At 62.3% G+C, this 25,159-nt stretch carries 35 protein-coding genes and 1 pseudogene; 32 read left to right on the top strand and 4 right to left on the bottom strand.

The window, feature by feature from the left end; translation table 11 throughout:
* Positions 1-6 precede the first annotated feature (6 nt).
* Genes XB14_RS11550 through nusG form a run of 9 tightly spaced genes read left to right on the top strand, consistent with a single transcriptional unit; the run spans position 7 to position 4,328 of the window.
* Positions 7-744 carry a hypothetical protein gene (locus tag XB14_RS11550; RefSeq protein ID WP_077961665.1) on the top strand — a complete coding sequence of 246 codons (738 nt, stop codon included), beginning with the start codon at positions 7-9 and terminating at the stop codon, positions 742-744.
* Positions 741-1,019, top strand: coding sequence for a hypothetical protein (locus XB14_RS11545; protein WP_077961664.1), 279 nt, complete (start codon positions 741-743; stop codon positions 1,017-1,019). The genes XB14_RS11550 and XB14_RS11545 overlap by 4 nt, the downstream gene beginning before the upstream one ends.
* On the top strand, positions 1,016-1,681 hold the full coding sequence (locus XB14_RS11540; protein ID WP_077961663.1) for an HNH endonuclease signature motif containing protein: 666 nt from the start codon (positions 1,016-1,018) through the stop codon (positions 1,679-1,681). The genes XB14_RS11545 and XB14_RS11540 overlap by 4 nt, the downstream gene beginning before the upstream one ends.
* On the top strand, positions 1,678-1,863 hold the full coding sequence (locus tag XB14_RS11535) for a hypothetical protein (protein WP_077961662.1): 186 nt from the start codon (positions 1,678-1,680) through the stop codon (positions 1,861-1,863). Before XB14_RS11540 ends, XB14_RS11535 begins: the two co-directional genes overlap by 4 nt.
* Positions 1,860-2,213, top strand: a complete 354-nt coding sequence (locus tag XB14_RS11530) for a RusA family crossover junction endodeoxyribonuclease (RefSeq protein WP_077961661.1) — start codon at positions 1,860-1,862, stop codon at positions 2,211-2,213. Before XB14_RS11535 ends, XB14_RS11530 begins: the two co-directional genes overlap by 4 nt.
* Positions 2,210-2,872 (top strand): hypothetical protein, encoded by a 663-nt coding sequence (locus tag XB14_RS11525; protein ID WP_143348330.1) that lies wholly within the window; start codon positions 2,210-2,212, stop codon positions 2,870-2,872. The genes XB14_RS11530 and XB14_RS11525 overlap by 4 nt, the downstream gene beginning before the upstream one ends.
* On the top strand, positions 2,814-3,437 hold the full coding sequence (locus XB14_RS11520; RefSeq protein ID WP_143348329.1) for a hypothetical protein: 624 nt from the start codon (positions 2,814-2,816) through the stop codon (positions 3,435-3,437). Before XB14_RS11525 ends, XB14_RS11520 begins: the two co-directional genes overlap by 59 nt.
* Positions 3,427-3,741, top strand: coding sequence for a helix-turn-helix domain-containing protein (locus tag XB14_RS11515; RefSeq protein ID WP_077961658.1), 315 nt, complete (start codon positions 3,427-3,429; stop codon positions 3,739-3,741). Before XB14_RS11520 ends, XB14_RS11515 begins: the two co-directional genes overlap by 11 nt.
* Entirely contained in the window at positions 3,738-4,328 is a 591-nt protein-coding gene (nusG, locus tag XB14_RS11510; protein ID WP_077961657.1) for a transcription termination/antitermination protein NusG, read from the top strand. Before XB14_RS11515 ends, nusG begins: the two co-directional genes overlap by 4 nt.
* 233 nt (positions 4,329-4,561) lie before the next feature.
* On the opposite strand, the gene XB14_RS11505 is transcribed toward nusG, so the two are convergent.
* Positions 4,562-5,182, bottom strand: coding sequence for a hypothetical protein (locus tag XB14_RS11505; protein ID WP_077961656.1), 621 nt, complete (start codon positions 5,180-5,182; stop codon positions 4,562-4,564).
* A gap of 32 nt (positions 5,183-5,214) precedes the next feature.
* Positions 5,215-5,829, bottom strand: a complete 615-nt coding sequence (locus XB14_RS11500) for a hypothetical protein (protein ID WP_077961655.1) — start codon at positions 5,827-5,829, stop codon at positions 5,215-5,217.
* 124 nt (positions 5,830-5,953) lie between these two features.
* Here XB14_RS11500 and XB14_RS11495 point away from each other — a divergent pair, with 124 nt between their 5' ends.
* The 14 genes and pseudogenes from XB14_RS11495 to XB14_RS11440 all read left to right on the top strand — a co-directional run bounded on the left by XB14_RS11495 (position 5,954) and on the right by XB14_RS11440 (position 15,884).
* On the top strand, positions 5,954-6,520 hold the full coding sequence (locus XB14_RS11495) for a putative metallopeptidase (RefSeq protein ID WP_234804021.1): 567 nt from the start codon (positions 5,954-5,956) through the stop codon (positions 6,518-6,520).
* Between the two features lie 24 nt (positions 6,521-6,544).
* Entirely contained in the window at positions 6,545-7,009 is a 465-nt protein-coding gene (locus tag XB14_RS11490) for a DUF2280 domain-containing protein (RefSeq protein ID WP_077961654.1), read from the top strand.
* Complete coding sequence (terL, locus tag XB14_RS11485) at positions 6,996-8,396, top strand: phage terminase large subunit (protein ID WP_077961653.1); 1,401 nt, start codon at positions 6,996-6,998, stop codon at positions 8,394-8,396. The genes XB14_RS11490 and terL overlap by 14 nt, the downstream gene beginning before the upstream one ends.
* 8 nt (positions 8,397-8,404) lie before the next feature.
* Positions 8,405-9,751 (top strand): annotated as a pseudogene (locus XB14_RS11480) (DUF1073 domain-containing protein); the annotation flags it as partial.
* On the top strand, positions 9,743-10,258 hold the full coding sequence (locus tag XB14_RS33920) for a hypothetical protein (RefSeq protein ID WP_419178582.1): 516 nt from the start codon (positions 9,743-9,745) through the stop codon (positions 10,256-10,258). The pseudogene XB14_RS11480 and the gene XB14_RS33920, both read left to right, overlap by 9 nt.
* A 4-nt stretch (positions 10,259-10,262) precedes the next feature.
* Entirely contained in the window at positions 10,263-11,411 is a 1,149-nt protein-coding gene (locus XB14_RS11475; RefSeq protein WP_077961651.1) for a DUF2213 domain-containing protein, read from the top strand.
* Positions 11,411-11,848 carry a structural cement protein Gp24 gene (locus tag XB14_RS11470; RefSeq protein WP_077961650.1) on the top strand — a complete coding sequence of 146 codons (438 nt, stop codon included), beginning with the start codon at positions 11,411-11,413 and terminating at the stop codon, positions 11,846-11,848. Before XB14_RS11475 ends, XB14_RS11470 begins: the two co-directional genes overlap by 1 nt.
* A 15-nt stretch (positions 11,849-11,863) precedes the next feature.
* Positions 11,864-12,817, top strand: a complete 954-nt coding sequence (locus XB14_RS11465) for a DUF2184 domain-containing protein (RefSeq protein ID WP_077961649.1) — start codon at positions 11,864-11,866, stop codon at positions 12,815-12,817.
* A 12-nt stretch (positions 12,818-12,829) separates the two neighbouring features.
* The gene (locus XB14_RS11460; RefSeq protein ID WP_077961648.1) at positions 12,830-13,291 is read left to right on the top strand and encodes a hypothetical protein; all 462 of its coding nucleotides are present in this window, start codon (positions 12,830-12,832) and stop codon (positions 13,289-13,291) included.
* 29 nt (positions 13,292-13,320) lie between these two features.
* Entirely contained in the window at positions 13,321-13,815 is a 495-nt protein-coding gene (locus tag XB14_RS11455; RefSeq protein WP_077961647.1) for a DnaT-like ssDNA-binding protein, read from the top strand.
* Positions 13,815-14,180 (top strand): hypothetical protein, encoded by a 366-nt coding sequence (locus XB14_RS11450; protein ID WP_077961646.1) that lies wholly within the window; start codon positions 13,815-13,817, stop codon positions 14,178-14,180. Before XB14_RS11455 ends, XB14_RS11450 begins: the two co-directional genes overlap by 1 nt.
* Positions 14,177-14,350, top strand: a complete 174-nt coding sequence (locus tag XB14_RS33185; RefSeq protein ID WP_179119571.1) for a hypothetical protein — start codon at positions 14,177-14,179, stop codon at positions 14,348-14,350. The genes XB14_RS11450 and XB14_RS33185 overlap by 4 nt, the downstream gene beginning before the upstream one ends.
* On the top strand, positions 14,350-15,402 hold the full coding sequence (locus XB14_RS11445; protein ID WP_179119570.1) for a head morphogenesis protein: 1,053 nt from the start codon (positions 14,350-14,352) through the stop codon (positions 15,400-15,402). Before XB14_RS33185 ends, XB14_RS11445 begins: the two co-directional genes overlap by 1 nt.
* Positions 15,402-15,884 carry a hypothetical protein gene (locus XB14_RS11440; protein WP_077961645.1) on the top strand — a complete coding sequence of 161 codons (483 nt, stop codon included), beginning with the start codon at positions 15,402-15,404 and terminating at the stop codon, positions 15,882-15,884. Before XB14_RS11445 ends, XB14_RS11440 begins: the two co-directional genes overlap by 1 nt.
* On the opposite strand, the gene XB14_RS11435 is transcribed toward XB14_RS11440, so the two are convergent.
* Complete coding sequence (locus tag XB14_RS11435; protein ID WP_077961644.1) at positions 15,823-16,038, bottom strand: hypothetical protein; 216 nt, start codon at positions 16,036-16,038, stop codon at positions 15,823-15,825. The two genes, XB14_RS11440 and XB14_RS11435, sit on opposite strands and share 62 nt — an antisense overlap.
* 18 nt (positions 16,039-16,056) lie before the next feature.
* Here XB14_RS11435 and XB14_RS11430 point away from each other — a divergent pair, with 18 nt between their 5' ends.
* The 4 genes from XB14_RS11430 to XB14_RS11415 are packed head-to-tail and all read left to right on the top strand — an operon-like array spanning position 16,057 to position 18,070.
* Entirely contained in the window at positions 16,057-16,488 is a 432-nt protein-coding gene (locus XB14_RS11430; RefSeq protein ID WP_077961643.1) for a phage tail terminator-like protein, read from the top strand.
* 57 nt (positions 16,489-16,545) lie between these two features.
* On the top strand, positions 16,546-17,283 hold the full coding sequence (locus tag XB14_RS11425; RefSeq protein WP_077961642.1) for a hypothetical protein: 738 nt from the start codon (positions 16,546-16,548) through the stop codon (positions 17,281-17,283).
* A complete protein-coding gene (locus tag XB14_RS11420) occupies positions 17,283-17,741 on the top strand; it encodes a hypothetical protein (RefSeq protein ID WP_077961641.1) in 459 nt (152 codons plus the stop codon). Before XB14_RS11425 ends, XB14_RS11420 begins: the two co-directional genes overlap by 1 nt.
* Entirely contained in the window at positions 17,738-18,070 is a 333-nt protein-coding gene (locus XB14_RS11415; protein WP_419178581.1) for a phage tail assembly chaperone, read from the top strand. Before XB14_RS11420 ends, XB14_RS11415 begins: the two co-directional genes overlap by 4 nt.
* A 2-nt stretch (positions 18,071-18,072) precedes the next feature.
* Here XB14_RS11415 and XB14_RS11410 read toward each other — a convergent pair whose 3' ends face one another.
* On the bottom strand, positions 18,073-18,294 hold the full coding sequence (locus XB14_RS11410; RefSeq protein WP_077961639.1) for a hypothetical protein: 222 nt from the start codon (positions 18,292-18,294) through the stop codon (positions 18,073-18,075).
* Positions 18,295-18,330: 36 nt separating this feature from the next.
* Between XB14_RS11410 and XB14_RS11405 the strand changes: the two genes are divergently transcribed.
* Genes XB14_RS11405 through XB14_RS11385 form a run of 5 tightly spaced genes read left to right on the top strand, consistent with a single transcriptional unit; the run spans position 18,331 to position 25,154 of the window.
* Positions 18,331-21,153, top strand: coding sequence for a phage tail length tape measure family protein (locus XB14_RS11405; RefSeq protein ID WP_077961638.1), 2,823 nt, complete (start codon positions 18,331-18,333; stop codon positions 21,151-21,153).
* A 2-nt stretch (positions 21,154-21,155) separates the two neighbouring features.
* The gene (locus XB14_RS11400) at positions 21,156-21,920 is read left to right on the top strand and encodes a hypothetical protein (RefSeq protein WP_077961637.1); all 765 of its coding nucleotides are present in this window, start codon (positions 21,156-21,158) and stop codon (positions 21,918-21,920) included.
* Positions 21,920-22,522, top strand: coding sequence for a hypothetical protein (locus XB14_RS11395; protein WP_077961636.1), 603 nt, complete (start codon positions 21,920-21,922; stop codon positions 22,520-22,522). Before XB14_RS11400 ends, XB14_RS11395 begins: the two co-directional genes overlap by 1 nt.
* A 26-nt stretch (positions 22,523-22,548) precedes the next feature.
* Complete coding sequence (locus XB14_RS11390; RefSeq protein WP_327326103.1) at positions 22,549-22,944, top strand: DUF6950 family protein; 396 nt, start codon at positions 22,549-22,551, stop codon at positions 22,942-22,944.
* Positions 22,941-25,154, top strand: a complete 2,214-nt coding sequence (locus tag XB14_RS11385; RefSeq protein ID WP_077961634.1) for a hypothetical protein — start codon at positions 22,941-22,943, stop codon at positions 25,152-25,154. The genes XB14_RS11390 and XB14_RS11385 overlap by 4 nt, the downstream gene beginning before the upstream one ends.
* The last annotated feature ends 5 nt before the right edge of the window (positions 25,155-25,159 follow it).

The raw sequence follows: 25,159 nt of genomic DNA, 5'->3' as shown, positions 1-25,159 counted from the left end.
GGACTGATGCAGCAGCTTTCCATGTTCGATCTGATGATGCCGCCAGCACCGCCGCCGGTCGTCGACGTCGTGCGCCAAGCGGTGCTGAACTCTGGGCTGGTGCCGAACGACTTCATTCTGGACCTCAATGGCGGCATCACGAACAACCGGTCTACCAGTCTTCCGTCACGGCTATTCCGGTTTCCGGTTTCAGTAGTGAAGGACCAGGGCGGACAGAGCCACGTCCTGCTGAGGCACCCCCGTCTCAGGGAGAGCGCTGACGTTGCAGGGTTCCTTGACGAGATCGAAGAGAAAGCGGGCATTCGTCCGGAGTGGCGGCAGGAGTTCGCCAACCAGCATTACATGACGATCGGCGCGTGGTGGCACGCCGTTGATCTGTGCACCAACAAACACTGGCAAGATCTGCTCGCTACCTCGCAGTTCACTGATCACGGCGCAATCCTCAAAGCGTCGCAGCTTCATGTCGAGTGGGGTTCCTTATCAATCAAGAACGCCCGGACGATCCTCAACGGATTCGGTTGTGTCGAGCCGGAAGACAGAAGCAGGGCCTCGCTCCTCGGGGACGGCATCTGGCCTGGTCGCACAAGCGGCGGGATAGCGCCCAACATCAAGTACCAGGCCGAGGCAGGCGTGTGGGTTGCAATCCACGGCATCGAAGACGGCTGGTTCAAGCGCAGGGGGCAACACCTCTCTGTCACCGAAGAAACGATGAAGCTACGCGACGAAGCGAGGAACGCAGCATGAAAAACCGTCTTATCGACCTCAACAACCACCTGTTTTCCCAGCTCGAGCGTTTGAGCGACGAAAGCATGACCGCCGAGCAGATCGAAAACGAGGTGAAGCGCACCGACGCAATCGTTGCAGTCAGCGAGCAGCTTATCCGCAACTCCGACCTGTCTCTCAAAGCCGCGACCTTGGTTGCGAACCACGGCGACCGCTTCAAGCCCATGCTCCCGACGATCTTCCGCCAGCCCGAAACCCTCGACGGCAAAGCCATCACGGACGGTACCGAGAAATGAAGGGCAAGTGGATCAGATACAGCGCCGCCGAGATGGAATGGCTTGAGGCAAACCGCACTCTGCCAATCGGCGACTATCACCGCGAGTTCTCGTCGACCTTCCAGCGCGATGACGTTTCCGCGGTAAACCTTCACGCGCTTCGCAAGCGCAAGGGCTGGAAGACAGGCCGCACCGGTTGCTTCGTGAAGGGCCAGGTGCCCGTCAACAAGGGCGTGCCGTGCGAACCTGGAAAGGGTGGCCGTCACCCGAACGCGCGACGAACCCAGTTCAAGGCCGGCGGTCTACCGCACAACACCAAATTCCTCGGCCATGAGCGCGTTAGCAAGGACGGTTACGTCGAGATCAGCATCGACGAGCAGAACCCGCACACCGGGTACGAGCGCCGCTATGTCCTGAAGCATGTCTACCTCTGGGAACAGGCCAACGGACCGATCCCGGACGGAATGTGCCTGAAGAGCGTTGACGGCAACCGGCTGAATACCGACCCGGCGAACTGGCTGCTGATTCCGCGTGGAGTCTTGCCGCGATTGAACGGCGGCCGCGCGACCCGCGTCATGGCCTACGACACCGCTCCGGATGAACTGAAGCCGGTGCTGATGACGCTCGCTCGCATCGATCAGAAGTCAGCCGAGCTCCGGCGTAATCGTCAGGAGCCAAAATGAGCGATGTCGACCTCCTCCGCGAAGAGATCAAAGAACTCGACGAGCAGATCTTCCGTATCAGGAACAGCATGAACCGGGGCGACAATGGCGTGAAACTTAAGAAGCTCGCGGTCATCACCCGTCTGCGCGATCGGTGCAATCGGTCTCTGTCTCGGCTGCAAGAGCAGGGAGGTGAGGCGTGATTAAACTCCACCTACCATACCCGCCGTCAGGCTGGGACCTTTACGACGGCTGGGGCGCGAAGCGCCGGCTGTCGCCGACCTACAAGAAATGGCGGACTGACGCCGGCTACTTCATCAAGGCGCCGTCGGCGCCGATCGACAAGCCGTTCGCGCTCTATGTAGCGCTGCGCCGTCAGAGCATGCGCCAGGACCTCGACAACCGGTCCAAGGCAATCCTCGACTGCCTTCAGCACTACGGCGTCATCAAGAACGACAATCTCTGCGAGCGCCTCACCATGTGCTGGGACAGCGAGCTTCCGGCTGAGTGCGTCGTCATCGTCCAGGTTTGCGAAGAGGGGATGGCAGCTTGATCCCGACTTCGGTGCTCATGAGGATGGCGGTACTTGGCCTCACTGCAGAGCAGGCGGCCGAGGTTGCCGACATGCTCGCGGCCGTTGAGACGGCAACGAAGGAAGAGGCAGGGGCGTCGATCGAGGCTCGGCGCAGGTCCGACCGTGAGCGCAAGCAGCGTCAACGTCACGGGATGTCACGTGACGTCGCGGGACAGGACGTGACCGAACGGGACAACCCCACCCCTGATAAAGAAAAGTCCCCCACACCCCCTAAAGAAATTAACCCCACCCCATCCTCGCTTCGCTCGGAAAACAAGCGCGGGACGCGTTTGCCGGCTGGCTGGGCTCTCCCGGCAGCATGGGGCCAGTGGGCTATCGATCAGGGCCACTCCGAAGCAACGATCCGTTTCGAGGCCGACAAGTTCCGCGATTTCTGGGTCGGCAAGAGCGGCAAGGACGCCGCAAAGCTCGATTGGGAGGCCACATGGCGCAACTGGATGCGCAACGTCGCCAAGCCACGGGCTCAAGCCCAGGCTCCGCCTCGGCCGATGAGCCCTCACATGCAGCGCCAACACGACATCCACCAGAAACTGAAACGAGACCTCTACGGTGAGCCAGATGACAAATTTGCCGACCAGACTGTCGACCTTGGAGCAGGGGATTTCCGCTCTCACTGAAAAGCTTTCGCCGTGCGGCGTCGACGAGGTCGGCAAGTGTATCGCCTCGCTGATGGACGCCGGGCTGATGATCCCGGGGTCAATCCAGTCCGAGGATCCGATCGAGGAATATCGGATCGCGCTCAAGGGCGTGCCGCTCCATGGCCTACGCACAGTTTTCGTCCGCCTGAAGCGTGGCGAATACGACTTGCCGAACCGGTCCTTCCTGCCGATCCCGTCCGAAATGGCGGCGATGGCCAACCTCGAATGCCGAAGCCTTCGCGAAGAGCGCATGCGCGCCTGGGAGATGATCAAGGCTGGCCGCGAAAACGCTGCGCTCGGCGGCCCTCGCATGTCGCGCTACGGGCTCAAGGACCTGCGGATCACCCAGGAGGAGAGGGCGCGCGAGCTCGCCGCTCAGGGCTTCGTCTTCGTCGCCGAATGCCAATCTCACGACGAGTTTGCCAACGGCTGCAAGAAGCGGCGGTGGCCCCTCGGCGCAACGCATCTTTGGGCGATCAATCAGGTGTGGGCGCCCGCCCTCGTTAAGCCGTCCGCGCCGGAGGTGCAGGCCGATGCTGCGTAAGCTCCGTCCCCGTCCAGACGCGAACGACCACGTCATCGCATTCCGCGTTCACCAGCTACGCACCCTCGGTCACCTGACGCCAACCGACTATGTCCGGCTTCGGAGCCTCGAACTGCGGATCCCGTCAAAGGTCATGCTCGGACTGTCTCAGCGCCGCGCCATCACCAGACACCGCCACCGGATCATGTGGGAGCTCCGCGAGCAGAGGCGGATGTCGCTGCACGCCATTGCCCGGGTTTTCTCACGGGACCACACGACCGTCGCTTACGCCTTGAACAAGATCGACATGGAGAATGCCCAATGAGCTGGTACGCGATCAAGACCCGTCCCGGAACCCAGCGCCCCGCAACGCCGCGGATCGGCGCACCCGAGGAACGCAAGGGCGAGTTCATCATCGAGCGGAATCTTCGTGACGCCGACATCGAAATCTACATGCCGTCGTTCCGGAAGGACATCAAACACCACCGGACCAAGGAGCTGATCGAGCGCCGCTTCGCTATGATCGTCGGCTATTCGTTCGTGTACCTGCCGACGTCCGATTTCTACCGGCTGTCGCGCGTCGACGGCGTCATCTCGATCCTCGGTGTGGCTGGCTATCCGACCCGGATCTCCAATTTCGACGTCGAGAGTATCCGGGACGCGGAGGCTATCGCCGGCGCCTCTCTGCAGCGCGAGCGCGACGCCCGCAAAAAGCGCACCCGCAAGCAGCTTCAGGAAGAATTCCCGAAGGACGTCACCGTCCGGATCGCGCCCGAACACCGCCTGGTCGGCGGCATGCTGGCCACGGTCCTCGATGTCACCGGCCGCAACACGGTGAAAGCTGTGGTCGAAATGCTCGGGGGGCTCGTCCACGTCGATCTTCCGCTTGAATTGATCGATAAAGTCGCTTAATGTCGCTGCAATCATTGGTGATTTGCAGGCTGTTCTGATCGCGGACCTCGATTAGAGGGAACACTCGCCGGGCCTTAGGGAGGACGTCACCGCCTCCCGCCTTTGACGCATATTGCCAAAATTCCGAATACCTGAGGGGAAGCCGCTGCGCCCCGACCTTTCACAGCGCTGGATATGCAACCAAGCGCCAGCGGCCAGCCGGGAGGGTAGCCCGGCAAGCAATACAGCATGCGTCAAAAGAGCTTTTGCCCGTCCTTGTAGCGCAATTGTTCGATCTCTTTCATGCGGATCTTTGACAGGCGCTCCAATCGTTCCGCGCGCTGTTTTAGCTTCCTGTACTGGAAAACGCGAGGTTTAAGCGTTGTGGACTTGTCAGCGAGAAAATCGTTCAGTTGCGATTGCGACTGCATAAATCTGCGGGCTTCGTCAGCGACATATTTGATGCAGTGGGCTTCGATGTAAGCAACCGTCTCCGGATCCATCGCCGTGAGATTATTTAGGATCATCAGGTGATCCTCCTCTGCTAGGCCTTGAATCTCGTCTAATTCAACTCCCTTGGCTGCGCGAAAGGCATCGTAAAGGCCGTAGAGCTCGGGTTCGAGTTGGCGGTAAATGTTCTCTTTGTGCTGCCTCTCCGATTGTCGAAGCTGATGCACCACACCGTAGAGAGTGAGAAGCGCGATGCCGCCGGCGATGAGCGTTTGGTAGCGGTTCAGCCAAAACTCAACGCGGCCAAATGGGGCAGATTGTTCAACCCCAACCGACCATACGGCTGCTCCATGAGTTATTCCCAGCACAAATGAAAAGAGCCCAAGGGCAATCATAAAGACAATGTTCGACCAGTCTATTCTCAATTTGGATTTCCTTGGGCATAGAGGTTGGAACATCAGCCCACAGGGACCGTCTTCACCAACGGCGCCGTGCCCTGCGGCGGAGTGTCAAGGAACGCCTCGTACGTCCACCATGCGCCCAAGCCGAAGCAAGCGAATGAGCCGATCCCGAATAGGATCACGAGAATGTTGACGGCGAAGCCTGCGGTCTCAACCTTTTTCGATCCGCCAGCATAAAGCCATTGCGATAGATAGGTACCGCCAGAGATGAGTCCCCCGAGCAGGGTTCCCGCGGCGAAAGGAAGCAAGCAAGCTGCATACACGGGGATGAAGGGGGAGCGGATTGCTGCCATATGCCCCAGGAAAGCAAGCATGGCCACCGAAGCGCCGCCGTTGATACCGACGATGGTTCGGATGGCGTTCTGTCCCGCTAAAATGACCGACTTAAACATCTCCAACTGGGTGTTGTAGTTGTGTTTCGTCGCTTCGATATGGGCAGTCAGATCTGCTTTGTAATGTTCGATCTCTGCTGCCGAGGGCTCGGCAGATGGCGAGTCTTCGACATTTGAAAGATAGGTGATCAAGTTTTCGACATCGATCGCAGGGACGCCCTGGTTCTTGATTGCCTCGATCTCCGTCCGCAACTGGGCGGCAAACTCCTTAGCGTTCATGCTAGCTCCCGGGCAGTTTCACTCATTGTGAGATGGGACCAGCGTAACGCAAATGGCAAGTGGTGAATTGATGCGACCGCAACCACCGTTGGGACTTTTCGAAGATTTCAGTGGATGCGCCTTCATGGCCGCGCCCGAACTCGAAGCCTGGGCCCGCGATACCTTCATCGACCCGGAGAGCGATATGTTCAACCCGGATCACGCTCACCTCATCCCGGCATCGATCGGCATGCTGTGGACCACAGTGAGCAGCTCGAAGAAGGGCCGCACCGTCATCGGTCAAGCCGAGATGGGACAGCCTGCCGGCATGATGGGCAAGTGGGCCAGAGCAAGGGCAGAGGCGCAGGTCCTCGGTTGGTTCGGTTCGGTCCCCGACTTCATCATCACGATCGATGCCAACTTCTGGGTATCGGCCAGTGATGCGCAAGCCTGCGCTCTGATCGAGCATGAGCTTTCACACTGCGCCCAGGAGCTCGACGACTTCGGCACCCCGAAGTTCCGCAAGAGCACAGGGCTCCCGGTCTACACGATGCGCTCCCATGATGTGGAAGCCTTCATCGGGGTAGCCGCTCGGTATGGTGCGATAGAGACGGGCGTAAAGGAATTGGTCGAGGCGCTGTCAAAGCCGCCGTTGATGACCGCAGACCTAATAGGCTGTGCATGCGGGACCTGCCAGGCTCGCGCCGCCTGATCTTGATGGTGTCCTGATAAAGCTATGGCCGAGCGAAAACTCACACACGAGCAGCAGACCTATGTCGTCCAGTCGCTGGCTTGCTTCGATAGCCCGTCGGTCGTCGCCGCTGCACTCAAGAAGGATTACGCGGTCACGCTGACGCCTCAGGCGATCGAGGCTTACGACCCGAACAAGAAGGCTGGCGCGCGTCTCGCCGCGAAATGGAAGATGCTCTTCGAGGAGACCCGCAAGACCTTCCTTGAGGACACCGCCACGATCGCGATCAGCCATCGCGCCGTTCGTCTCCGCGCTCTTCAGCGCATGGCAGACAAGGCAGAGACCCAGGGCAACATGGTGCTGGCATCATCGTTGCTGAAGCAGGCGGCGGAAGAAGTCGGCGGCGCCTATACGAACCGACGCGAGATCACGGGCAAGGACGGCAAGGATCTTCCGACGCCGGTCTCTCCGGTGACGATCTTCCAGTTGCCCGATAATGGCAGGGGTTGAGCAAGGGCAGGGCGCCCAGACAATCATCCGGCCACAGGCTGGCCCGCAGACACAGTTCCTTGGCTCGCCGGCGGACATCGCCATCTATGGCGGGTCGGCAGGGGGCGGCAAGACGTGGGCGCTCCTCATGGAGCCGCTGCGCCATGTTGCTAACCCGCAGTTCGGCGCCGTGTTCTTCCGGCGCACGCTGGTGCAGGTCCGAAACGAGGGTGGCCTCTGGGACGAGAGCGAAAAACTCTATCCCAGCCTGAACGCAAAGCCGAAGGTGGCGCCGGATCTGTCGTGGACGTTCCCATCTGGGGCGTCCGTCAGCTTCGCCCACCTTGAGCACGACAAGACGGTATCGAACTGGCAGGGCTCGCAGATCCCGCTGATCTGCTTCGACGAGCTCACGCACTTCAGTGCGAAGCAGTTCTGGTACCTGCTGTCTCGTAACCGATCGATGTGCGGCGTCAGACCGTATGTCAGGGCAACCTGCAACCCGGATGCGGACAGCTGGGTCGCCGAGTTCATTTCGTGGTGGATCAACCAGGATACTGGTCTGCCGATACCGGAACGGGCTGGCGTCCTTCGCTACTTCGTCCGCATCGGTGATTCCATCATCTGGGCCGATCATCCGTCGGAACTCGCCGAGTACACGGCGCCGGACGAGAACGGCAACCCGAAGCCGATCGAGCCGAAGTCTGTGACCTTCGTCCCGGCGAAGCTGACGGACAACAAGGCGCTGATGGCAGCCGACCCCGGCTATCTCGCCAACCTTATGGCTCTGCCGACGGTCGAGCGAGAACGCCTCCTCGGCGGTAACTGGAAAATTCGGCCGGCTGCCGGGCTCCTGTTCCAGCGGGGCTGGTGTGAGATCGTCGATGCGATCCCGGCCGGCGTCGTCAAATGGATGCGTGGTTGGGACATGGCGGCAACGCCGAAGACAGAGGGCACCGACCCGGACGCCACGGCAGGCACCAAGATCGGCAAGCTGTCAGACGGGCGCTACATCGTTGCGCACCACTGCAACGACTTCCTGTCACCGTCAGGCGTCGAGCGGTTGATCAGGAACACGGCGGAAGCCGACGGCAAGGACGTGCAGATATCGCTGCCGCAGGACCCAGGGCAGGCCGGCAAATCGCAGGTCACCAACCTGACGAAGCTGCTGGCAGGCTTCACAGTGCGGGCCACCCCCGAATCCGGTGACAAGGTTACTCGGTTCAGCCCGTTCTCTGCCCAGGCGGAAGCGGGCAACGTGCTGGTGCTTCGCGCGCCATGGAATGCAGCATGGTTTTCGTCGCTCGAAGGCTTTCCTGAAGCGACGCACGATGACGACGCCGACAGTACGAGCCGAGCATTCAACGCGCTTCTCAGCGCAAGCACGTACACGCTGGCGAACGTTTAGGAGCGGACATGGGAAACATTATCGCTTTCGTCCGCGACAGCCTGACGAACATGGTTGCGAACATCGGCACAAGCCGGGACAAGGCAGCCTCGACCTTCTACTCGATGCCGATGCTTTCGGACGAGGAGTTGCTCAACGCCTACCGTGGCGCATGGTTGCCGCGGAAGATCGTCGATATCCCGGCGTTTGATAGCGTGCGTGCCTGGCGCGACTGGCAGGCGAAGAAGCAGCAGATCGAGCTTATCGAGGCAGAAGAGAAGCGCCTGAACGTCAAGGGCAAGATCCTCGAAGCCAAGATCAAGGCTCGGCTCTGGGGCGGTGCCGCCGTTGTCATCGGTACCGGCGACCAGAACCTCACCGAGCCGCTCGACGTCGATCGCGTTGGCAAGGGTGGTCTGAAGTATCTGACGGTTATCTCTCGTCGCAACCTTACGGCAGGCGAGATCGATCGCGACCCGGCCTCCGAATGGTACGGCAAGCCGAAGGTCTACCAGATCAAGTCGACGGACGGCGTGCAGGTCGACATTCATCCGTCGCGCCTGGTCGTCTTCAACGGCGCCGCCCAGCCCGACGAGGAGATCGTCACCACGACCTATGCCGGCTGGGGCGACAGCGTTCTCCTGTCGGTCGTCGACGCGATTAAGCAGGCTGACGGAACCGCGGCGAACATTGCCAGCCTCGTCTTCGAGGCCAAGGTCAATGTCATCCGCATCCCCGACTTCATGCAGAATGTCGGCGATGAGCGGTATCGCGCCAAGATCCTGGAGCGTTACACGCTCGCGGCCACGGCCAAGGGCATCAACGGCGACCTTCTCCTCGACAAGGAAGAGGAGTTCGAACAGAAGACGGCGAGCTTCGCCACGCTGCCAGACGTGCTCATGTCGTTCATGCAGCTGGTATCCGGCGCGGCCGACATTCCGGCAACGCGTCTCCTCGGGCAGTCGCCGGCCGGCATGAACGCCACTGGCGAAAGCGACCTGCGCAACTACTACGACCGCCTGCAGGCCATGCAGTCGGTAGAGATGACGCCGGCCATGGGCCGCCTCGACGAGTGCATTATCCGCAGCGCCCTCGGTTCCCGCGATCCGGATATCTATTACGAGTGGGCGCCGCTCTGGGGCATGTCGGAGAAGGAAAAGGCTGACGTCTTCAAGACGAAGGCGGATGCAGCCCGGGCGCTCGCCGGCACGTCTACATCACCGCCGCTGGTGCCGATCGACGCCTTGTCGGATGCCTTGGTCAACACGTTCGTCGAAGACGGATCGTTGCCTGGCCTCGACGCTGCGATCGAGGAGCATGGCACGCTCAGCGAGCAGGAGCCGGACGAGGACGAACAGCGCGCCGCAGTGGGCGAGGAGGCGAAGGAAAGGGCCAAGCCGATTACCGGGGACGCTGCACCGCGCACGCTCTATGTCCGTCGCGACGTTCTGAACGCAGCAGAAATCACGGCATGGGCCCAGGCTCAGGGCTTCGAGACTGTCCAGGATGGTCTGCACGTCACCATCATCCACACCCGCACGCCGCTGGACTGGATCCAGGTCGGGCAGGCAGGCGAGTGGTCCTCTGATGAGGATGGCGAAATGACCATTGCGCCCGGCGGGCCGCGCCTCATGGAGCGCTTCGGAGAGGCCGTCGTGCTGCAGTTCGCCTCATCGCGCCTGACATGGCGTCATGAGGACATCAAGCGCCTCGGCGCCGAGACGGACTACCCGGACTATCAGCCCCACGTGACCATCACGTGGAAGCTGCCGGCGGGCATGGACCTGTCGAAGGTCGATCCGTACCGCGGCAAGATCCGGCTTGGTCCGGAGCAGTTCGAGGAAGTCAACGACGACTGGCGCGCCAGCATCCGCGAGGAATAGGCCCATGCAATTCATTGATGCCGCACCGATCGCGGGCACGCGACGGACCGCCGACGGCTACCTTGTTGCGGACGTAAAGACCGCCCGCACCGGCATCCAGCTTTACTCCGGCCGCGAGGTCGGCAAGCCGGAAATGCCGTCTGTGAAGGTCTATCGCTCCGCCGACCAGGTCTTCGACAAGGCCAGTCTCGGCAGCTACGCCCACAAGCCGGTGACGAACGATCACCCGACCGAAGCCGTCACCGCCGACACATGGAAGGCCGTATCGGTCGGCCAGATCGGCGATGAAGTGGCACGCGACGGCGAATTCGTCCGTATTCCGCTCGTCGTCATGGATGCAGCGGCAATCAAGGCGATCGACGAGGGCAAGCGCGAGCTTTCCGCCGGCTACACCTGCGATCTCGCGTGGGAGCCAGGCACCACGCCCGAGGGCGAGAAGTACGACGCCATCCAGAAAGATATCCGGATCAACCACGTTGCCATCGTCGAGCGTGGCCGCGCCGGATCAAAAGCTCGCATCGGCGACGGTGTGGGACAGTGGGGCGCTGCCCCGTTCACCAGTGATCAGAAACCGCAAGAGGAAAAGATCATGACCCTGAAGACGGTTACCGTCGATGGCATCCCGGTTGAAGTAACCGATCAGGGTGCCACGGTGATCGGCACGCTGCAGCAGCGCCTTGCCGACGCCATTTCCAAGCTCACCGCCACCGAAACGGCACATCAGACGGCTCTGGCTGCCAAGGATGCCGAACTGGCGAAGAAGGATGCCGAGATCGACGCGACGAAGGCCAAGGTGCTTTCCGACGCCGACCTCGACAAGCGCGTGCAGGCTCGCGCCGATCTGGTCGCCAAGGCCAAGGTCCTGGCGAAGGACGTCAAGACCGAAGGTCTGTCCGATGCCGCCATTCGCAAGGCTGTCGTCGTCGCCAAGATCGGCGATGCCGCCGTTGCCGACAAGTCGGACGCCTACATCGATGCCCGCTTCGACATGCTCGTCGAGGACGCAGGCAAGACCGTCGGCGGCGTCGATCCGTTCCGCGTGGCTGTTCAGAACGGTCTCTCCCAGACCAATGACGCCAACGCATCCGCAACCGCCCACAAGGCCATGGTTTCCGATCTCGAATCGGCCTGGCAGACGAAGGGAGCCAAGTGATGCCTGCAGTTCAGACCACTTACAGCGCCACCCACGCCCGCTGGGTCGAGGGCATGAACCTCAACATGGAGCCTTCCGTTGTCGTCACCCGCCTCGCGGAAGACGCTGAGGGCATCGGTTTCGGCAAGGTCGGCGTGCAGGGCACCGCCGACAACCAGGTCGTCGATTCCGAAGCGACCGTGAAGTTCGTGGGCATCGCTGTCCTCGACCCCACCCAGCCGACGGGCAAGTACGAGCAGTACTCCAACGTCGCGCTGATGAAGAAGGGCGTGATCGTGGTCCAGGCCTCGGTCGCCGTCGCCGTTGGCGATCCGGTCTATTACGTCCCGGCAACGGGCGTTCTGACCAACGTCTCGACCAGCAACACCCAGATCGTTGGCGCGCAGTGGGATACCAGCACCTCGGGTGCCGGTCTCGCCGCTCTCCGCCTCGGCTAACAGGAGCGTTCCGATATGAACATGCTTATCACCCAGGACGCTCAGCAGGTCGCGATGAGCTTCCTTATCCGTCAGGCCTCGTTGATCGAGCCGACGGTCTACGCGATCAAGTACCAGGAGATCCAGTATTCCCAACTGATCCCCGTCGACACCTCGGCGCCGGAATGGATTCAGTCGGTCACCTACTTCTCCATGGACTCGGTCGGCCAGGCCCAGTGGTTCAACGGCCTCGCGCACGACGTGCCGAAGGTCGAGCAGACCCGCGAGAAGTTCGAGACCGGCGTCTCCATGGCGGCGATCGGCTACGGCTACACGCTGGAGGAGCTTGGGACCGCCCAACTGCTCGGCATGAGCCTCACCGCGGACAAGGCAAGCTCGGCCCGTCGTGTCGCCGAAGAGAAGATCGACCAGGTGGCCTTCGTCGGTGATACCGGCAAGGGCTACTCCGGTTTGGTCAACTCCTCGACGCCCACTGCCACCACGGCCCCGGCCGATGGTACCGGCTCGGCGACGACCTTCGCCAGCAAGACGCCGGATCAGATCCTCCGCGATATCAACGGCCAGCTTACCGGCATCTTCACCGGCACGCTCGGCGCGGAGATCGCGGATACTCTGCTCCTGCCGTACTCGGTCCTGTTGGACCTCTCGACCCGTCGTATCGATGCCGTCAACCAGACGACCATCCTCGAATGGATCGAGCGGAACAACATCTACACCCGGACCACCGGCCAGCCGCTCACCATCCGTGGTGTCTTCGGCTACCTCGATACGGCAGGCGCCGGCGGTACCAAGCGCATGGTTGCCTACCGTCGCTCGCCGGAAGTGCTGAAAATGCACATTCCGATGCCGTTCCGGTTCCTGCCGGCATGGCAGACGGGCCCGATGAAGTTCGATGTCCCCGGCATCTTCCGTGTCGGCGGCGTCGACATTCGTCGGCCGAAGGCCATCCGCTACCTCGACGGCATTTAAGGGGAGGCGACAATGAAGGTCACCAACACCCAGAAGGGCCCCCGCGGCATCAACACCGTGAATGGCCCGGTTCTCATCGAGCCGGGCGAAACGGTCGAGGTCGATATCTTCGCCCGCGAGCAGGCTCATATCGAGGCTTCGGCGTGGTTCGAGATCGACGGCGACTATTCCGACGACCCGGTCGTTGTCGCAGGCGCACCGGCTCTCAAACAGGCAGCCGATAATACCGGCTCCGAACTTGAGCGCCTTCAGGCTCTGCTTGCAGACCGCGACGCCGAACTGGCGAAGCTCAAGGCACAGCAGGACGAGCCGCCGAAGACAGCCGCCGAAGTCCTGGAAATGGCCAAGGATCCGGCCGTGCAGTTCATGTCCTTCAAGGCAGCAGCAGCCAAGCTGCTCGGCGACAAGACGCCGGCCAAGAAGGACGAGATCATCGCGGCCCTCGAAGACCTGGCAACCAAGCCCGGCGCATAAGCGCCGGGTTCTACCCACCGGAGAATGACATGGCTGGATACGGCGATAACGACGGCTTCACGGCTTACGCGACGGCGGCCGGCTATGTCTTCCCCGATGGTACGACCGATGCCCAGAAGACCGCAGCGCGCCAGCGCGGTTCTCTGGTGATCGATCGGTACGAACCTCGGTTCAATGGCCGTCGCACCGGCGGCTATGCCCAGGAGCGGGCATGGCCGCGCACCGGTGCGTCGACCTATTACGGCGAGGCGATCCCATCGGGTGAGGTGCCAGCCCCCATCATCAACGCATCCTATGAGGCGGCTTTCCTCGAATTGACGAATCCGGGCAGCCTTTCGCCAGTCGTCACCGGCACCTCAACCGTCAAACGTGAGAAGGTCGGGCAGATTGAAGTCGAATACGCGACATCGTCGTCGACCGATATCGACGATGTGGTTGCGCTGGCAACGCCGGTCGTCACCGCAATCGAAGGGCTGCTCTGGCCGTTCCTGACGCCGATCTGGCCCGGGGCGCTGGTAGTCTGATGGTCAAGCCGCTTTACGCACGCCTGCAAGCCACGGCCCAGCGCCTCATTGCCAAGTTCGGCCAGGTCGGCGTCGTCACCCGCCTCACGCCACCCGACCCAGTCATCGGCGGGGAGCCGGTAGCCACGCCATACCCGGCAACGCTCGTCCCGATGGCCTACGAGGACCGCTACATCGACGGCACAACGATCAAAACCGGAGATATGCAGATCTACATCTCGTCCGTCGGGCTGGCGATCGAGCCGACCGTCGGCGACTTCGTCACCGCCAACGGTACCGACTACGCCATCGTGAATGGCGACCCGAACAAATACGACGGTGTGACCGCTGTCATCTTCATCGTCCAAGGAAGGATCGCAGCATGAAAATCCGCTTCGTGAAGGCCTACACGCATTTCGAGGTTGGTAAGGTCGTCGACGAGTTCGAAGTCGGCGGCGCCACCATGGCCAAGGGGCTGATCAATCTCGGGCTCGCCGAACCGATGCCCGAGGAGAAGCCGGCGAGGAAGAGCGAAAAGGCCGGCGCCGCCGACTGATGGCCAGCCTTCGCCAGCAACTCGAAGCGCTGATCGACGGGCTTTCCCCGAACATGGAGAAGGCATTCCGAGAGGCGATCGACGACATCAAGTCTGAGATCGTGCTCAAGGAAGTTGTCGAGCGCTTGGAGCGCCAGGACATCGAGGGCGCCATCGCCGCGCTCCACATCGACCCGGCAGCCTTCCGGCCTCTGTCGGAGGCGATCCGCGAGGCTTTCAGCGCCGGTGGCTTGCTGGTCACCCAGAACATGCCGCGCCTCTCCAACCCGGCCGGCGCCCGCGTCGTCGTCCGTTGGGACGTCAGCAACCAGCGCGCCGAGCAGATCATTCGAGAGCAGTCGTCGAAGCTGATCACGCACATCACGGAAGACACGAAGCAGATGGCCCGCGAGGCGATCCACGTCGGCTATGCTCAAGGGCAGGGGCCGCGCACGATCGCGCTTGACCTCGCCGGGCGCGTCAATCGGGTGACCGGTCGCCGTGAAGGTGGCTTGGTCGGCCTGACATCGCAACTGGCCCGCACCGTCGAGAATGCACGCGCTGCGCTGCTGTCGGGCGACATCGAAGGCATGAAGCACTACCTGACGCTGACGCGCCGGGATAAGCGGTTCGATCGGCAGGTTGCCAAGGCGATCCGCGAGGGCAAGCCGCTTCCGGCCGACGTCGTCGCGAAGATTACCGGGCGCCTGGCTGATCGCTACGTCCAGTTCCGTGGCGCGACCATCGCGCGGACGGAAACGCAGTCTTCGGTCCATGCTGCCAAGCACGAGGCCTATCAGCAGGGGCTCGACCGGTCGGGCAGGGATGCCACGCTGGTCACCCGCCGCTGGCGCTCTGTCGGCGATCGCCACGTTCGCCACACGCACCAGGTCCTGAATGCGCAGGAAGTGACCGGCATGGATGTGCCGTTTCAGTCGCCGTCGGGCGCCCTGATGCGCTTTCCGGGAGATACCAGCCTCGGCGCTGGCCCGGGCGAGATTATCTCCTGCCGCTGCCATGCCGAATACATCTTCGATTTCGCCGAAGAATACGCCCGCTCACGAGGTCGTTGATGGCCGCCGAGAACCTTTCATTTGCCGCTCAGGTCTCCGAATGGGTGAAGCAGGAGCAGGCCCGCGAGGCGGCAGTCTTGCGCACCGCCGCGCAGATGGTCGCCAATGACGTTCGGATCACAACTGCGCAAGGCGGCCGGATGCCGTTCGACACCGGCAACCTGAAGAACTCGCTGATGGCATCAACCACGGCCATGCCGACGGTCGACCAGGGCGAGAAGCAGTATCCGGACAACACCGGAACGATCGAGCTCATGATCGCCGACCTATCGATCGGCGAGACGCTGTACCTCGGATTTCAAGCCGCCTACGGCCCACGCATGGAGTACGGATTCGTCGGGGCTGACAGCCTCGGTCGCGTCTACAATCAACAGGGTTTCGGTTTCGTCGAGGCCGCCGCCCAGGACTGGCCGCAGACGGTCAAGCGGGCGGAGGAGCAGGTTCGCGGTCGTTTTGAAGCGGGTCTCGGCCCTCGGACATGATCAGCAGGGCCTTTTGCAGGATGTCTAGGTCGCGGATCGCGGCGCCGAGCACCTGCCGGCCGTTCTCAGTTCGCACCGTTTTGTTGAGCAGCAGCGATTGCGCCTCGTGCAGCAGGTCGTGAACCTCGATGTCGCTGAGCGCTTTTTCGGCCATGGGCCACAGAGGTAACAGATGGCCGACACGGTGGAAATGAAAATCTATCAAGCGCTCGCGCAGCGTGCGCAGGCGTTTGTCCCGCCTGCGGGCGTCACGGTCGTACTGCCGGGCGTCACTTTCGCCCCGACCGCGACAAGCAAGTTTGTAGTCTGCGAGTTCCATTTCAACCGCTCGATCGAGACCGACCTTTCCATGGTCATGGACCCAATTCGGCAAGGCTTCTTCCGAACCAACGTCATGTGGCCGAAGAGCCTAGCAATCGTGAACGGCTACGACCTCGCCGGCCAGCTTCGCGAGCACTTCCGCCGCGGCACAAAACTCTTCCGGACCGACACTCAGGTCCGCATCGACGAGGATCCGGAAATCGGCGTCCTTGTCACTGGTGACACCCACCACACCATCCCCGTCACCACCCGGTGGCGTTGCTACCCGCAAGTTCCGGCCTGATTGGCCCGCCGTCTCCCGCCCCTTCGGCAAGGGCCCCACTGAAAAGAGGAAACGACCATGGGTCAGCTCTATCCGGTCGCCGGCGCCAAAATCTATATGGGACCAGCCGTCACCACCGTGCCCGATGACGCAGACATCAACGAGGCTCTGTTTTCGTCCACCGTCTTCACCGAGATCAAAGGCTGGCAGACTATGGGCGCAATCGGTGACGCAGCCGCGCTCATTACCGAATCCATCATCTCTTCCGGTCGCGATTGGAAGGGCAAAGGCACCCGCAACGCCGGCTCGATGCAGAACAACTTCGTTATCTTGCCGGAAGACCTCGGCCAGATCGCGCTGATCGCCGCCGAAAAGACCGACTACAACTACCCCTTCAAACTCGCGTTCGATGACGCGCCGCCGGCGAAGACCGCCACCGTCACCATGACCATCGCGGCGCCGGGCGTCATCTCCTGGAATGCTCACGGCCTCGCTGCCGGCGTCGGCGTCAAGTTCACCACGACCGGTGCGCTACCGACGGGCCTTGTCGCTGGCACCACCTATTATGTGGTCAACCCGAGCGCCAACGACTTCCAGGTCGCAGCGACGAAGGGCGGCTCTGCCATCACCACGACCGGCACCCAGAACGGCGTTCACACCGCGACCTCTGTCCCGACCGGTACCTTCAAGTACTTCTATGCGATCGTCATGACCGCGCAGGAGAACGGCGGCGGCGCCAACACGGCACGCCTGCTTCAGGGCAATGTCGAGGTCAACAGCGCCGTTCTCACGGTCAATCCGGTTGGTGGTGCATAATGGCTGGTGCTGAGTTCGTAGACCTTTCCGGCCTCGAAGCCCTCCTTCAGTCTCAGGAGGAGGGGATCGATATTGATCTTCTCAATGAGAAAGATGAGCCAATTGGCCTCAGGGTCCGGATCGTTGGTCCGGATAGCGACCGGATGCAGAACGGCATGCGAGATGTCGCCGCCGATTTCGCTAAGGCTGCGGCCGAGCGCGAGATGGCAGCTACAGCCGCTGGGCTGCCGGTTTCGCATCCTGTCGACGAGGCTGATGCGCGCATGATAGCCATCCTCGCAAAGGCGACGATAAGCTGGTCGCCTAACCCCAAGGTCGGTGGCAGCGTCATCCCTTTCTCCGAAGAGAACGTCCGCAATCTCTATTCGAAATTCCGGCTCATTCGTGAGCAGGTCGAGGTGAGGGCGGTCCGGCGCCGGTCTTTTACCAAGAGCTCACAGGCCGCCTCTGCCGACTGATCGAGGATCAGCACAACGGCAAGAAGATCACCGTGCCGGCGGCCGGTGAGCAAGTTTGGCTTTGGTTCCGTGAGTTGGATAGCCAGCGCACCGGCAACGGCTACGGGCCCAATGCCCTCGGCTTTGTCGCAATCGCAGAATGGGCGAGGCTTCGCGGCCTCGTTCTGAAACAATGGCAACTCGACGCGATCCTCGCTCTCGACATCAAGCGCCGTGAGATCATGGCTGCGAAGACGGAAGAGCAGGCAGAGCCAGAGAAGCCGCAAGTCTCCGAGCGACCGCTCACGGCGCGTCTATTCGATGCGCTTTTCCCGAACATGCGGAAATAGACCTACTGGCCTGCCTTCTTGGCGCGCTCGTAGGCTCGCTCAATGTCGGTCGCGTTGATGTAGCCGTTGATGGCGCATTGCTGAAGGACCGGAGTGTCGTCGGCGCTCATCTGGGCGTTGGCGATGGTCTCAAGCCTCTCTTGGCAGTCACGCATCGTCACCGCCTCGGCGGCCTGGGCCTGGACACCTGCCAGCAGGGCCGCCGTCAAAATCGCATATCGCATGAATCGCCTCGCCATTTCTAATTTGGGTGCCAACGAATGACCGAAGCGACCCTTGGTTTCAAGATCGACAGCACGCCGGCATCTTCCGCCGCGGCTGATCTCGACAAGCTGACGGCGTCGGCGGCACGTACCACGCAGGCCGTCGACAAGCTCGAGGCGGAAGCCGCCGGCCTCGGTGCAGCACTTGGCAAGGCCGGCGACGACGCACGCAAGGCATTGCCGGCAGTCGATGGCCTCGGCCGCTCGTTCGGCTCGCAGGACGATCACGTCCGGGCCTTTCGGATGGAGGTCGAGCGTCTAACGCTCAAATTCCGCCCGCTTGCGCAGGCAACGCAGCAGTATGAGGCGACCGTCGGCGAGATCCAGCGGGCACACAAGCTCGGGGCGATCACCGCACAGGAGATGACGGTTGCTCTCGATCGAGAGCGCCAAGCATTCGAACGGTTGAAGACGTCGGCCACTGCCGCCGGCTCTGCCGTGAAGGCTGCCAACAGCAACCGTGGCGGCGCACAGAGCTTCAACTCGGCGAATGCCGCCTTCCAGTTCCAGGACATTGCCGTCACCGCGGCCATGGGCATGAACCCGCTCATGATCGGTCTACAGCAGGGCACGCAGCTTGCGTCGGTTGTCGGATCGATGGAGCGCCCTGTTTCTGGCTTGGCTGCTGCTTTCACGTCGCTCCTCAGCCCGGTATCGCTGATCACGATCGGCTTGACCGCCGGTACCGCCGCGCTGATCCAGTATTTCACGACCGCCGAGAGCGGGACCGAGAAGACGAGCAAGCTGTTCGAGGAACAGAACGACGTCATCCGCCGCGCCGCCACGCTATGGGGCGACGCGGTACCGCAGCTTCGCGCCTACGTCGACGAGCTCGATCGTGCCGATAAGATCACTCAGGGCAAGGAAGCGTCTGAGATCCTCGCCGGACGCGAGCTTGATGGCCTCGGCGAGAAGCTCCAGGGCATCAACCGTCAGTTCGCGGAAGCGGTTCGCGCGCTGCGTGGGGCCGACGCCGACCCGGCGTTTGTCCGCGACTTCTCGCAGGCGTTCGGTGACCTTCGTGAGCGGCTCGATGATGGCACGGCCTCGGTCGCCGACTACAACCGCGCCCAGATGGCGCTGTCCGAGGCTGTCGACCAGTACGGCGTGAAATCGGTTCTGGGATTCCGCGACGCCTTCGACCTTATCACGCAGTCGATACGGAAGAGCATTGAGGCCTCGCGCGAGGCGCGCCTCGCATGGATCGCCGGCATCGCAGGTGGGACCAACGTCCAGGACATCGTCGGCGGTTCCACCTTCACAGAAGGCGGCAAGACGTTCCGTTCTGCCGACTTCGTGCCGTTCAACGCTCCAACGCCGGGCCGTCGCCCGAACATCGAACTTAGCGGCGACCCGGATCCGGATCGCATCCTGAATTCCGATGGCCGCCTGACGGATATCCCGGTACCGGGCCGCCGGCCCAACTTCTTCGAGCTCGAAGAGCAGAAAGAGAAGATCGACGACGTCACCAAGGCCTATCGCCAGGCGCAGGACGCCAAGGCCGACTTCTGGCTCGACATGTCGTTTCAGGAGCGTCAGGGCGAACGCAGTGCGATGGACCGACAGGTCGCGAGCACCCTCAACCGCTACGGTTTCGACGAGAACCTGAACTCGCCTGAGGCCAATGCTATCCGTGGCCAGCTGCGGCGCGAGCAGAACAAGGAGATGATCGGTGGCTTCATCACCGACCTCCGCGACGGCCTGCTTTCGAGCGGCGGCGATATCGGGAAGGCATTGGGCGATGCGATCAAGAATGCGATCATCAACGCCCTCGCGAAGGCCAGCGACCAGGCGATCGAGCGCATGACGAATTCGCTTGTCAATGCACTGTTCGGCGGCACGTCCCTGTCTTCGTCGGCGGGGTTCGCCACTTCCGGCGTTTCCGGCGCCACGACCACGCTCGGGTCGCTTCTCGGCTACAGCGGCGCTGCGAACGACAATCGCTCTGCCGGCGGTATCTCCGCCTATGCGAAGGCGATCCAGTCGATCGAGAGCAGCGGCAACTATGGCGCTCTCGGTCCCATCACTCGCAACGGCGACCGTGCCTATGGCGCGTATCAGGTCATGGGCAACAACATCGGGCCGTGGTCGCAAGCGGCACTCGGCCGCACGATGTCCGCTTCGGAGTTCCTGACCGACAAAGGCGCGCAGGATGCGATCTTTGCGCACCGGTTCGGTGGCTATGTCGACAAGTACGGTGCCTCCGGAGCCGCGCAAGCCTGGTTCGGCGGACCGGGCTCGGTCGGCAAGGGTGGGATGGGTGCGGATGTTCTCGGCACGACCGGCAACGCGTACGTCAACAAGTTCAACGGCGCCCTTGAGAAGGCGAGCGGCAACCTCGGCCAGTTCGGCACCGGGCTGGGTCAGTTGGGCAGCACATTGGCGGCCGGCGCGTCCGGCGGCGGAGGCGGGCTGCTGTCGGCACTGTCTGGTATCGGTCGAAGCATTTTCGCATCGTCCGGCCAGTTCGCTAGCGCGTGGCTCGGCGGAGGCATCGGCCTCTACGCCAACGGCACGAACAACGCGCCCGGCGGTCTCTCGATCGTCGGCGAGCGCGGCCCTGAACTACTGAACCTGCCGCAAGGGTCTGGCGTCATGAGCAACCACAAGCTCATGCAGGCCATAAACGACAACAACGGCCAGCGGGCCAATGCCGGCACGCCTAACCTGAATGTCAACATCCAGGGAGCCAACGGCGACGATCACGTCCGCAAGCTGGTGCAGCAGGGCGTCGGCGAGGCGATGCGGGAATACAACGAGCAGCAGCGCCGCGGCGGCTTCGGCCAGACGCAGACCCGGTACACATCGCAGAAGGGCTGAGCATGGCGAGGTCATACATCAATCAGCCCGCCGTCCCGATCCAGTATCTCCGACCGACCCGGGCAAGTTTCGACGTCCCCGGGTCGGGCATCGATGGGGGCGTCAACGGCAACGGCGAATCCATCGCGATCGAGATGAGCGGCGGCGGCAGGGTGATTGCGACATACGAGCGTTGCGTCTTGCAGGGCGACGACATGGAGCGCCACGAGGTCGTGAACTGGCTCGGCGCGCGGGGAAACGGAAGTTTCCGGTTTTTCAACGTGCCGATCATCAACGACGGTATCGGGCCATTCCCGGTCATCAACGGCAAGCGCCGCCCGATCATCAGCGGTATTCCGCACTCGGACGGCGCGCTGTTTTCTGATCTGTCCGGTTACTCACAGGCGACCGTCTGGGGTAAACTGACGGCTCCGGCCACCGTCGGCGCCGGCCAGCTTTCGATGCGCGTCTACGAGGCGGCCAGGCCGCTGCGCTGGTCGGATTGGTTCTCGATCTACCACCCGACGAAAGGTTGGCGCGCCTACCGATATTGGGAGAGCCACAAGGCGGCTGAGGGCGTCGAAAACATCGGCGGCGTCAATCTCAGCTATGTCGACTACCAACTCGGCATTGCTCCGGCGCTTCGCGAGGCCGCGGTGATCGATACTCGCGTCGAGTTGGCGCGACCGACATGCGTCATGCAGTTCCCCAAGGGCTTCAGCTTGCCGTGGGACTATGAGGCTTTCTACTCGTCGCGCCCGACACTCTCGTTTGCCGAGGCGTTCTGATGGGGTGGGTTCCTGATGACGTCATCGAGGAGATGCGCGGCAGTCATCAGCTGGGCATCTTCTTGCGCATTGCCACCAACCCCGCGCTTCACATGTGGTTCGGCGTCCACGACATCCAGACCGGTTTCGACAGCATCGACCCGGAGGGCACCGTCTACCTCGGCGGCGGCGTGCTCCAGGGCGTCCCGACGCTCGAGGTGTTGGTCAATGGGACCGCCGACAGCGTCGAGTTTTCGGTTTCCGGCATCGACCCGGCCACAGGCGGCAAGATGCTCGACAGCCTGCCGCCCCTACGTGGCGCGGCGGTCCAGCTGGGGCTGACCACGCTGGATCAGTACTACCAGCCGATGAGCAAGATCATACCGATCTGGACGGGGACGTCATCACACGTTTCGGAATCGAGCCCGATGGTCCAAGCGGACGACAGCCCGAGCCTGACACTCGCCCTATCGGTCGTGTCTGGGGAAACGACGCGATCGAGAGCGTCTCGGTCGCTTTGGTCCGCGCCGCATCAGAAGGCGATATCGCCGACCGACCTGTTTTGTGATGGCACCGCGCGCCTGTCGCGCGGCGTCCAGCCGGTTTGGCCTCACTACACCTGAGGGTGCCCATGAACATTCATGAGTTCTTGAAGCTGCCGCATCGGTTCCGATGGGGCGGCCTCGGCGGTGACGATTGCATCATGTTCTGCGCCTCTTGGGTTGCGGAGCAGACCGGAACGGACCCGGCAGAGCAGGTGAGGGGCACGTATCGGGATGAGGACGGTGCTCTCGCTTTCGTCGCCCGAGCCGGCGGCCTGATCCCGATGATCGACAACGGTGTGAAGCCGCTCGGCTACTCGCGCACCGAGGCGCCGGTCACCGGCGACATCGGCATCATTTTGGCGCCATCCGACATTGATGGGGCCGTCAAGGAAATTGGCGCGATCCGCTTCGGTCCTCTCTGGGCGGTCCTCGCACCTGCCGGCGTCAGGGCGAAGCGATGCGATTTTATTGCGGCTTGGAGCCGGGGAGATAAGGCTTGAGCCTCAAGGTCCTTTATGAGAGCGCGCCGTCGGAAGAAATCATCCACCGCGTGCGGGTCGACTTGCGCGCGTGCTCCTCGCATTACAGCCGCGTCCTCTTCGATCCTATCTTCACGCCGATTTTCACTGCGCTGTTCACGCCGATCTTTGGCGCAGGTACTGCGCTGACGACGTTTGCTGTTGGCGCCGCGACTGCGATCGCGACCACGGCCTTGACCGTCGGCCTGCAATTGCTCCTCGCCCCCAGCGTCAGAACGCCGAAGCCGGAAGACGGCAAGGTACCGAAGACGCAATCGATCCCATATCGCTGGTGGGGCGTCGGGCGGACGCGTGTCGCTGGCGCCTATATGCTCTGGGAAGCGAAGGGCAAGCGCCTGTTCGCGGTTCAGGGACTCGTCGGGCACCGGATCAAAGCCATCAACCGCTACTTTCTGCACGACGACGAGGTCACGATCGGAAGCGGGAACATCGTGAACGGCCTCGCCGACGGCCGATATGGCAACGGCACTGTGCAGCTGTTCTCGCGCCTCGGGGACAACCCAGAAACGGCATATGCCGAGGTCGTCGCCGGCATCCCGGAATCCTGGACAAATGCCCATCGTGGCGACGGGCAGGCGTCTGTCGCGATGATCTGCAGCACGCCGAAGCAGAAGGATTTCAGCAAGCGCTTCCCGTACAACGCGCCATCGGTCTCCGTCGAGGCTGATCTCGCCTACTGCTGGGATTTCCGCGATCCTGCCCAGAACCCGGCAAACCCGGCCACCTGGGCGTGGACGCAAAACTGCGCTGTCATTCTCGCGTGGCACCTCTGCTTCAATGAGTTCGGGGAAAGGCTCGACTACACCAAGGCGATCTTGCCTGTGCTCGACATATGGATCGAGGAGGCGAACATCTGCGACGAGGACGTTCCTCTCGCCGGCGGCGGAACAGAGAAGCGCTACCAGTGCAACGGGTTCGACACGACCGAGAATGGGCCAAAGGCCGCCACGAACGCGATCCTCGCCGCCTGCGACGGGCACCTGGTCAGCCGCGGCGATGGTGCCCGCATCCTGACCGTCGGGAAGTTCAGGGAAAGCCGGTGCGGTGTTCTGACGGACGCCGACATCGTTGGACACAACATCCAGTACGACGTGCTCTTTGAAGACGAGATCAACCGCCTCATCCCGAAGTTCACCTATCCGGCGATCGACTATGCGACCGCCGATACCGACTATTTCGAAGACACGGCGGCCCAACTCGAAGCTGGGCGCGTCCTCGCTCAGGAGGCGGAATATACTTGGGTTCATCAATGGCGGCAGGCCCGCCGCCTCGCGAAACGCGAATGGCTGCGCATCCGTGAGAAGGTCCGAGGCTCGATCGATGTCCGGCTCTCCGGCATCAATGCGGTCTATTGCCGTTGGAACCGGCTGGAAACACCGAACCGGCTACCGCGCCTGAACAACAAGATCATCGAAAACCGTCGGGCGCTGCTCTCAATCACGCGCGGCGGCTTCTCGATGGACATCGTTCAGCACCCGGGCAACATCGACGCTTGGACCCCTGCGACGGACGAAGGGCAGCAGCCACCCGTGCCGCCGGCCCCGAACGCCGCGGGCTTGGCAACGCCGGTAATCAACCTGGTCCAAGCGAAACCCAGCAGCGGCAGCGTCTACATACGGGTGGTGGTTATTGATCCCAATGACGACAGCCTGACGCCTGTTGTGCGGTACCGTGTGGCGAATGCTGACGGACTTGGTAATCCCGGAGCTTGGATCGAACAGCGGTTCCCAGACGCTGCCCCGGCCGGAGGCTACGTCGATCTCGCAACGACCACTGTCCCGGCCAACAAACTGCTCGACATCCAAGCCGCGTTCATAGCGTCAAGCGGTCAATACTCCGACTGGTCAGTCACGGCGAACATCACTTCGACCATTGATTCGACCGCACCAGGCACGCCAACAAACCTGACAGCGCCGAACTCGGTCGCAACGGTTCCGGTCAGCGCAAAGGCCGCGAACGACAACACCCGCTTCCTCATCTTCAAGCGCGGGACGACCGGTCAGAGCTTCGCGGCTGCGACGACGATCGGCACCTACTCGGTCACCGCTAACCAGACGATCTCGTTCAACGATTCGCCTGGCGTCGGAACCTGGAAATACTGGTGCGGCGCCGAGAACATCTCGGGCGTGCCCTCGGCCACGCAGGCGTCGGTAACCACCATCGTCACCTAATCATA

Origin of the sequence: Ensifer adhaerens (assembly GCF_002007205.1) — a bacterium.
Classification (GTDB): Bacteria; Pseudomonadota; Alphaproteobacteria; order Rhizobiales; family Rhizobiaceae; genus Ensifer; species Ensifer adhaerens_D.
This window is presented reverse-complemented; position numbering and strand designations above follow the sequence as displayed.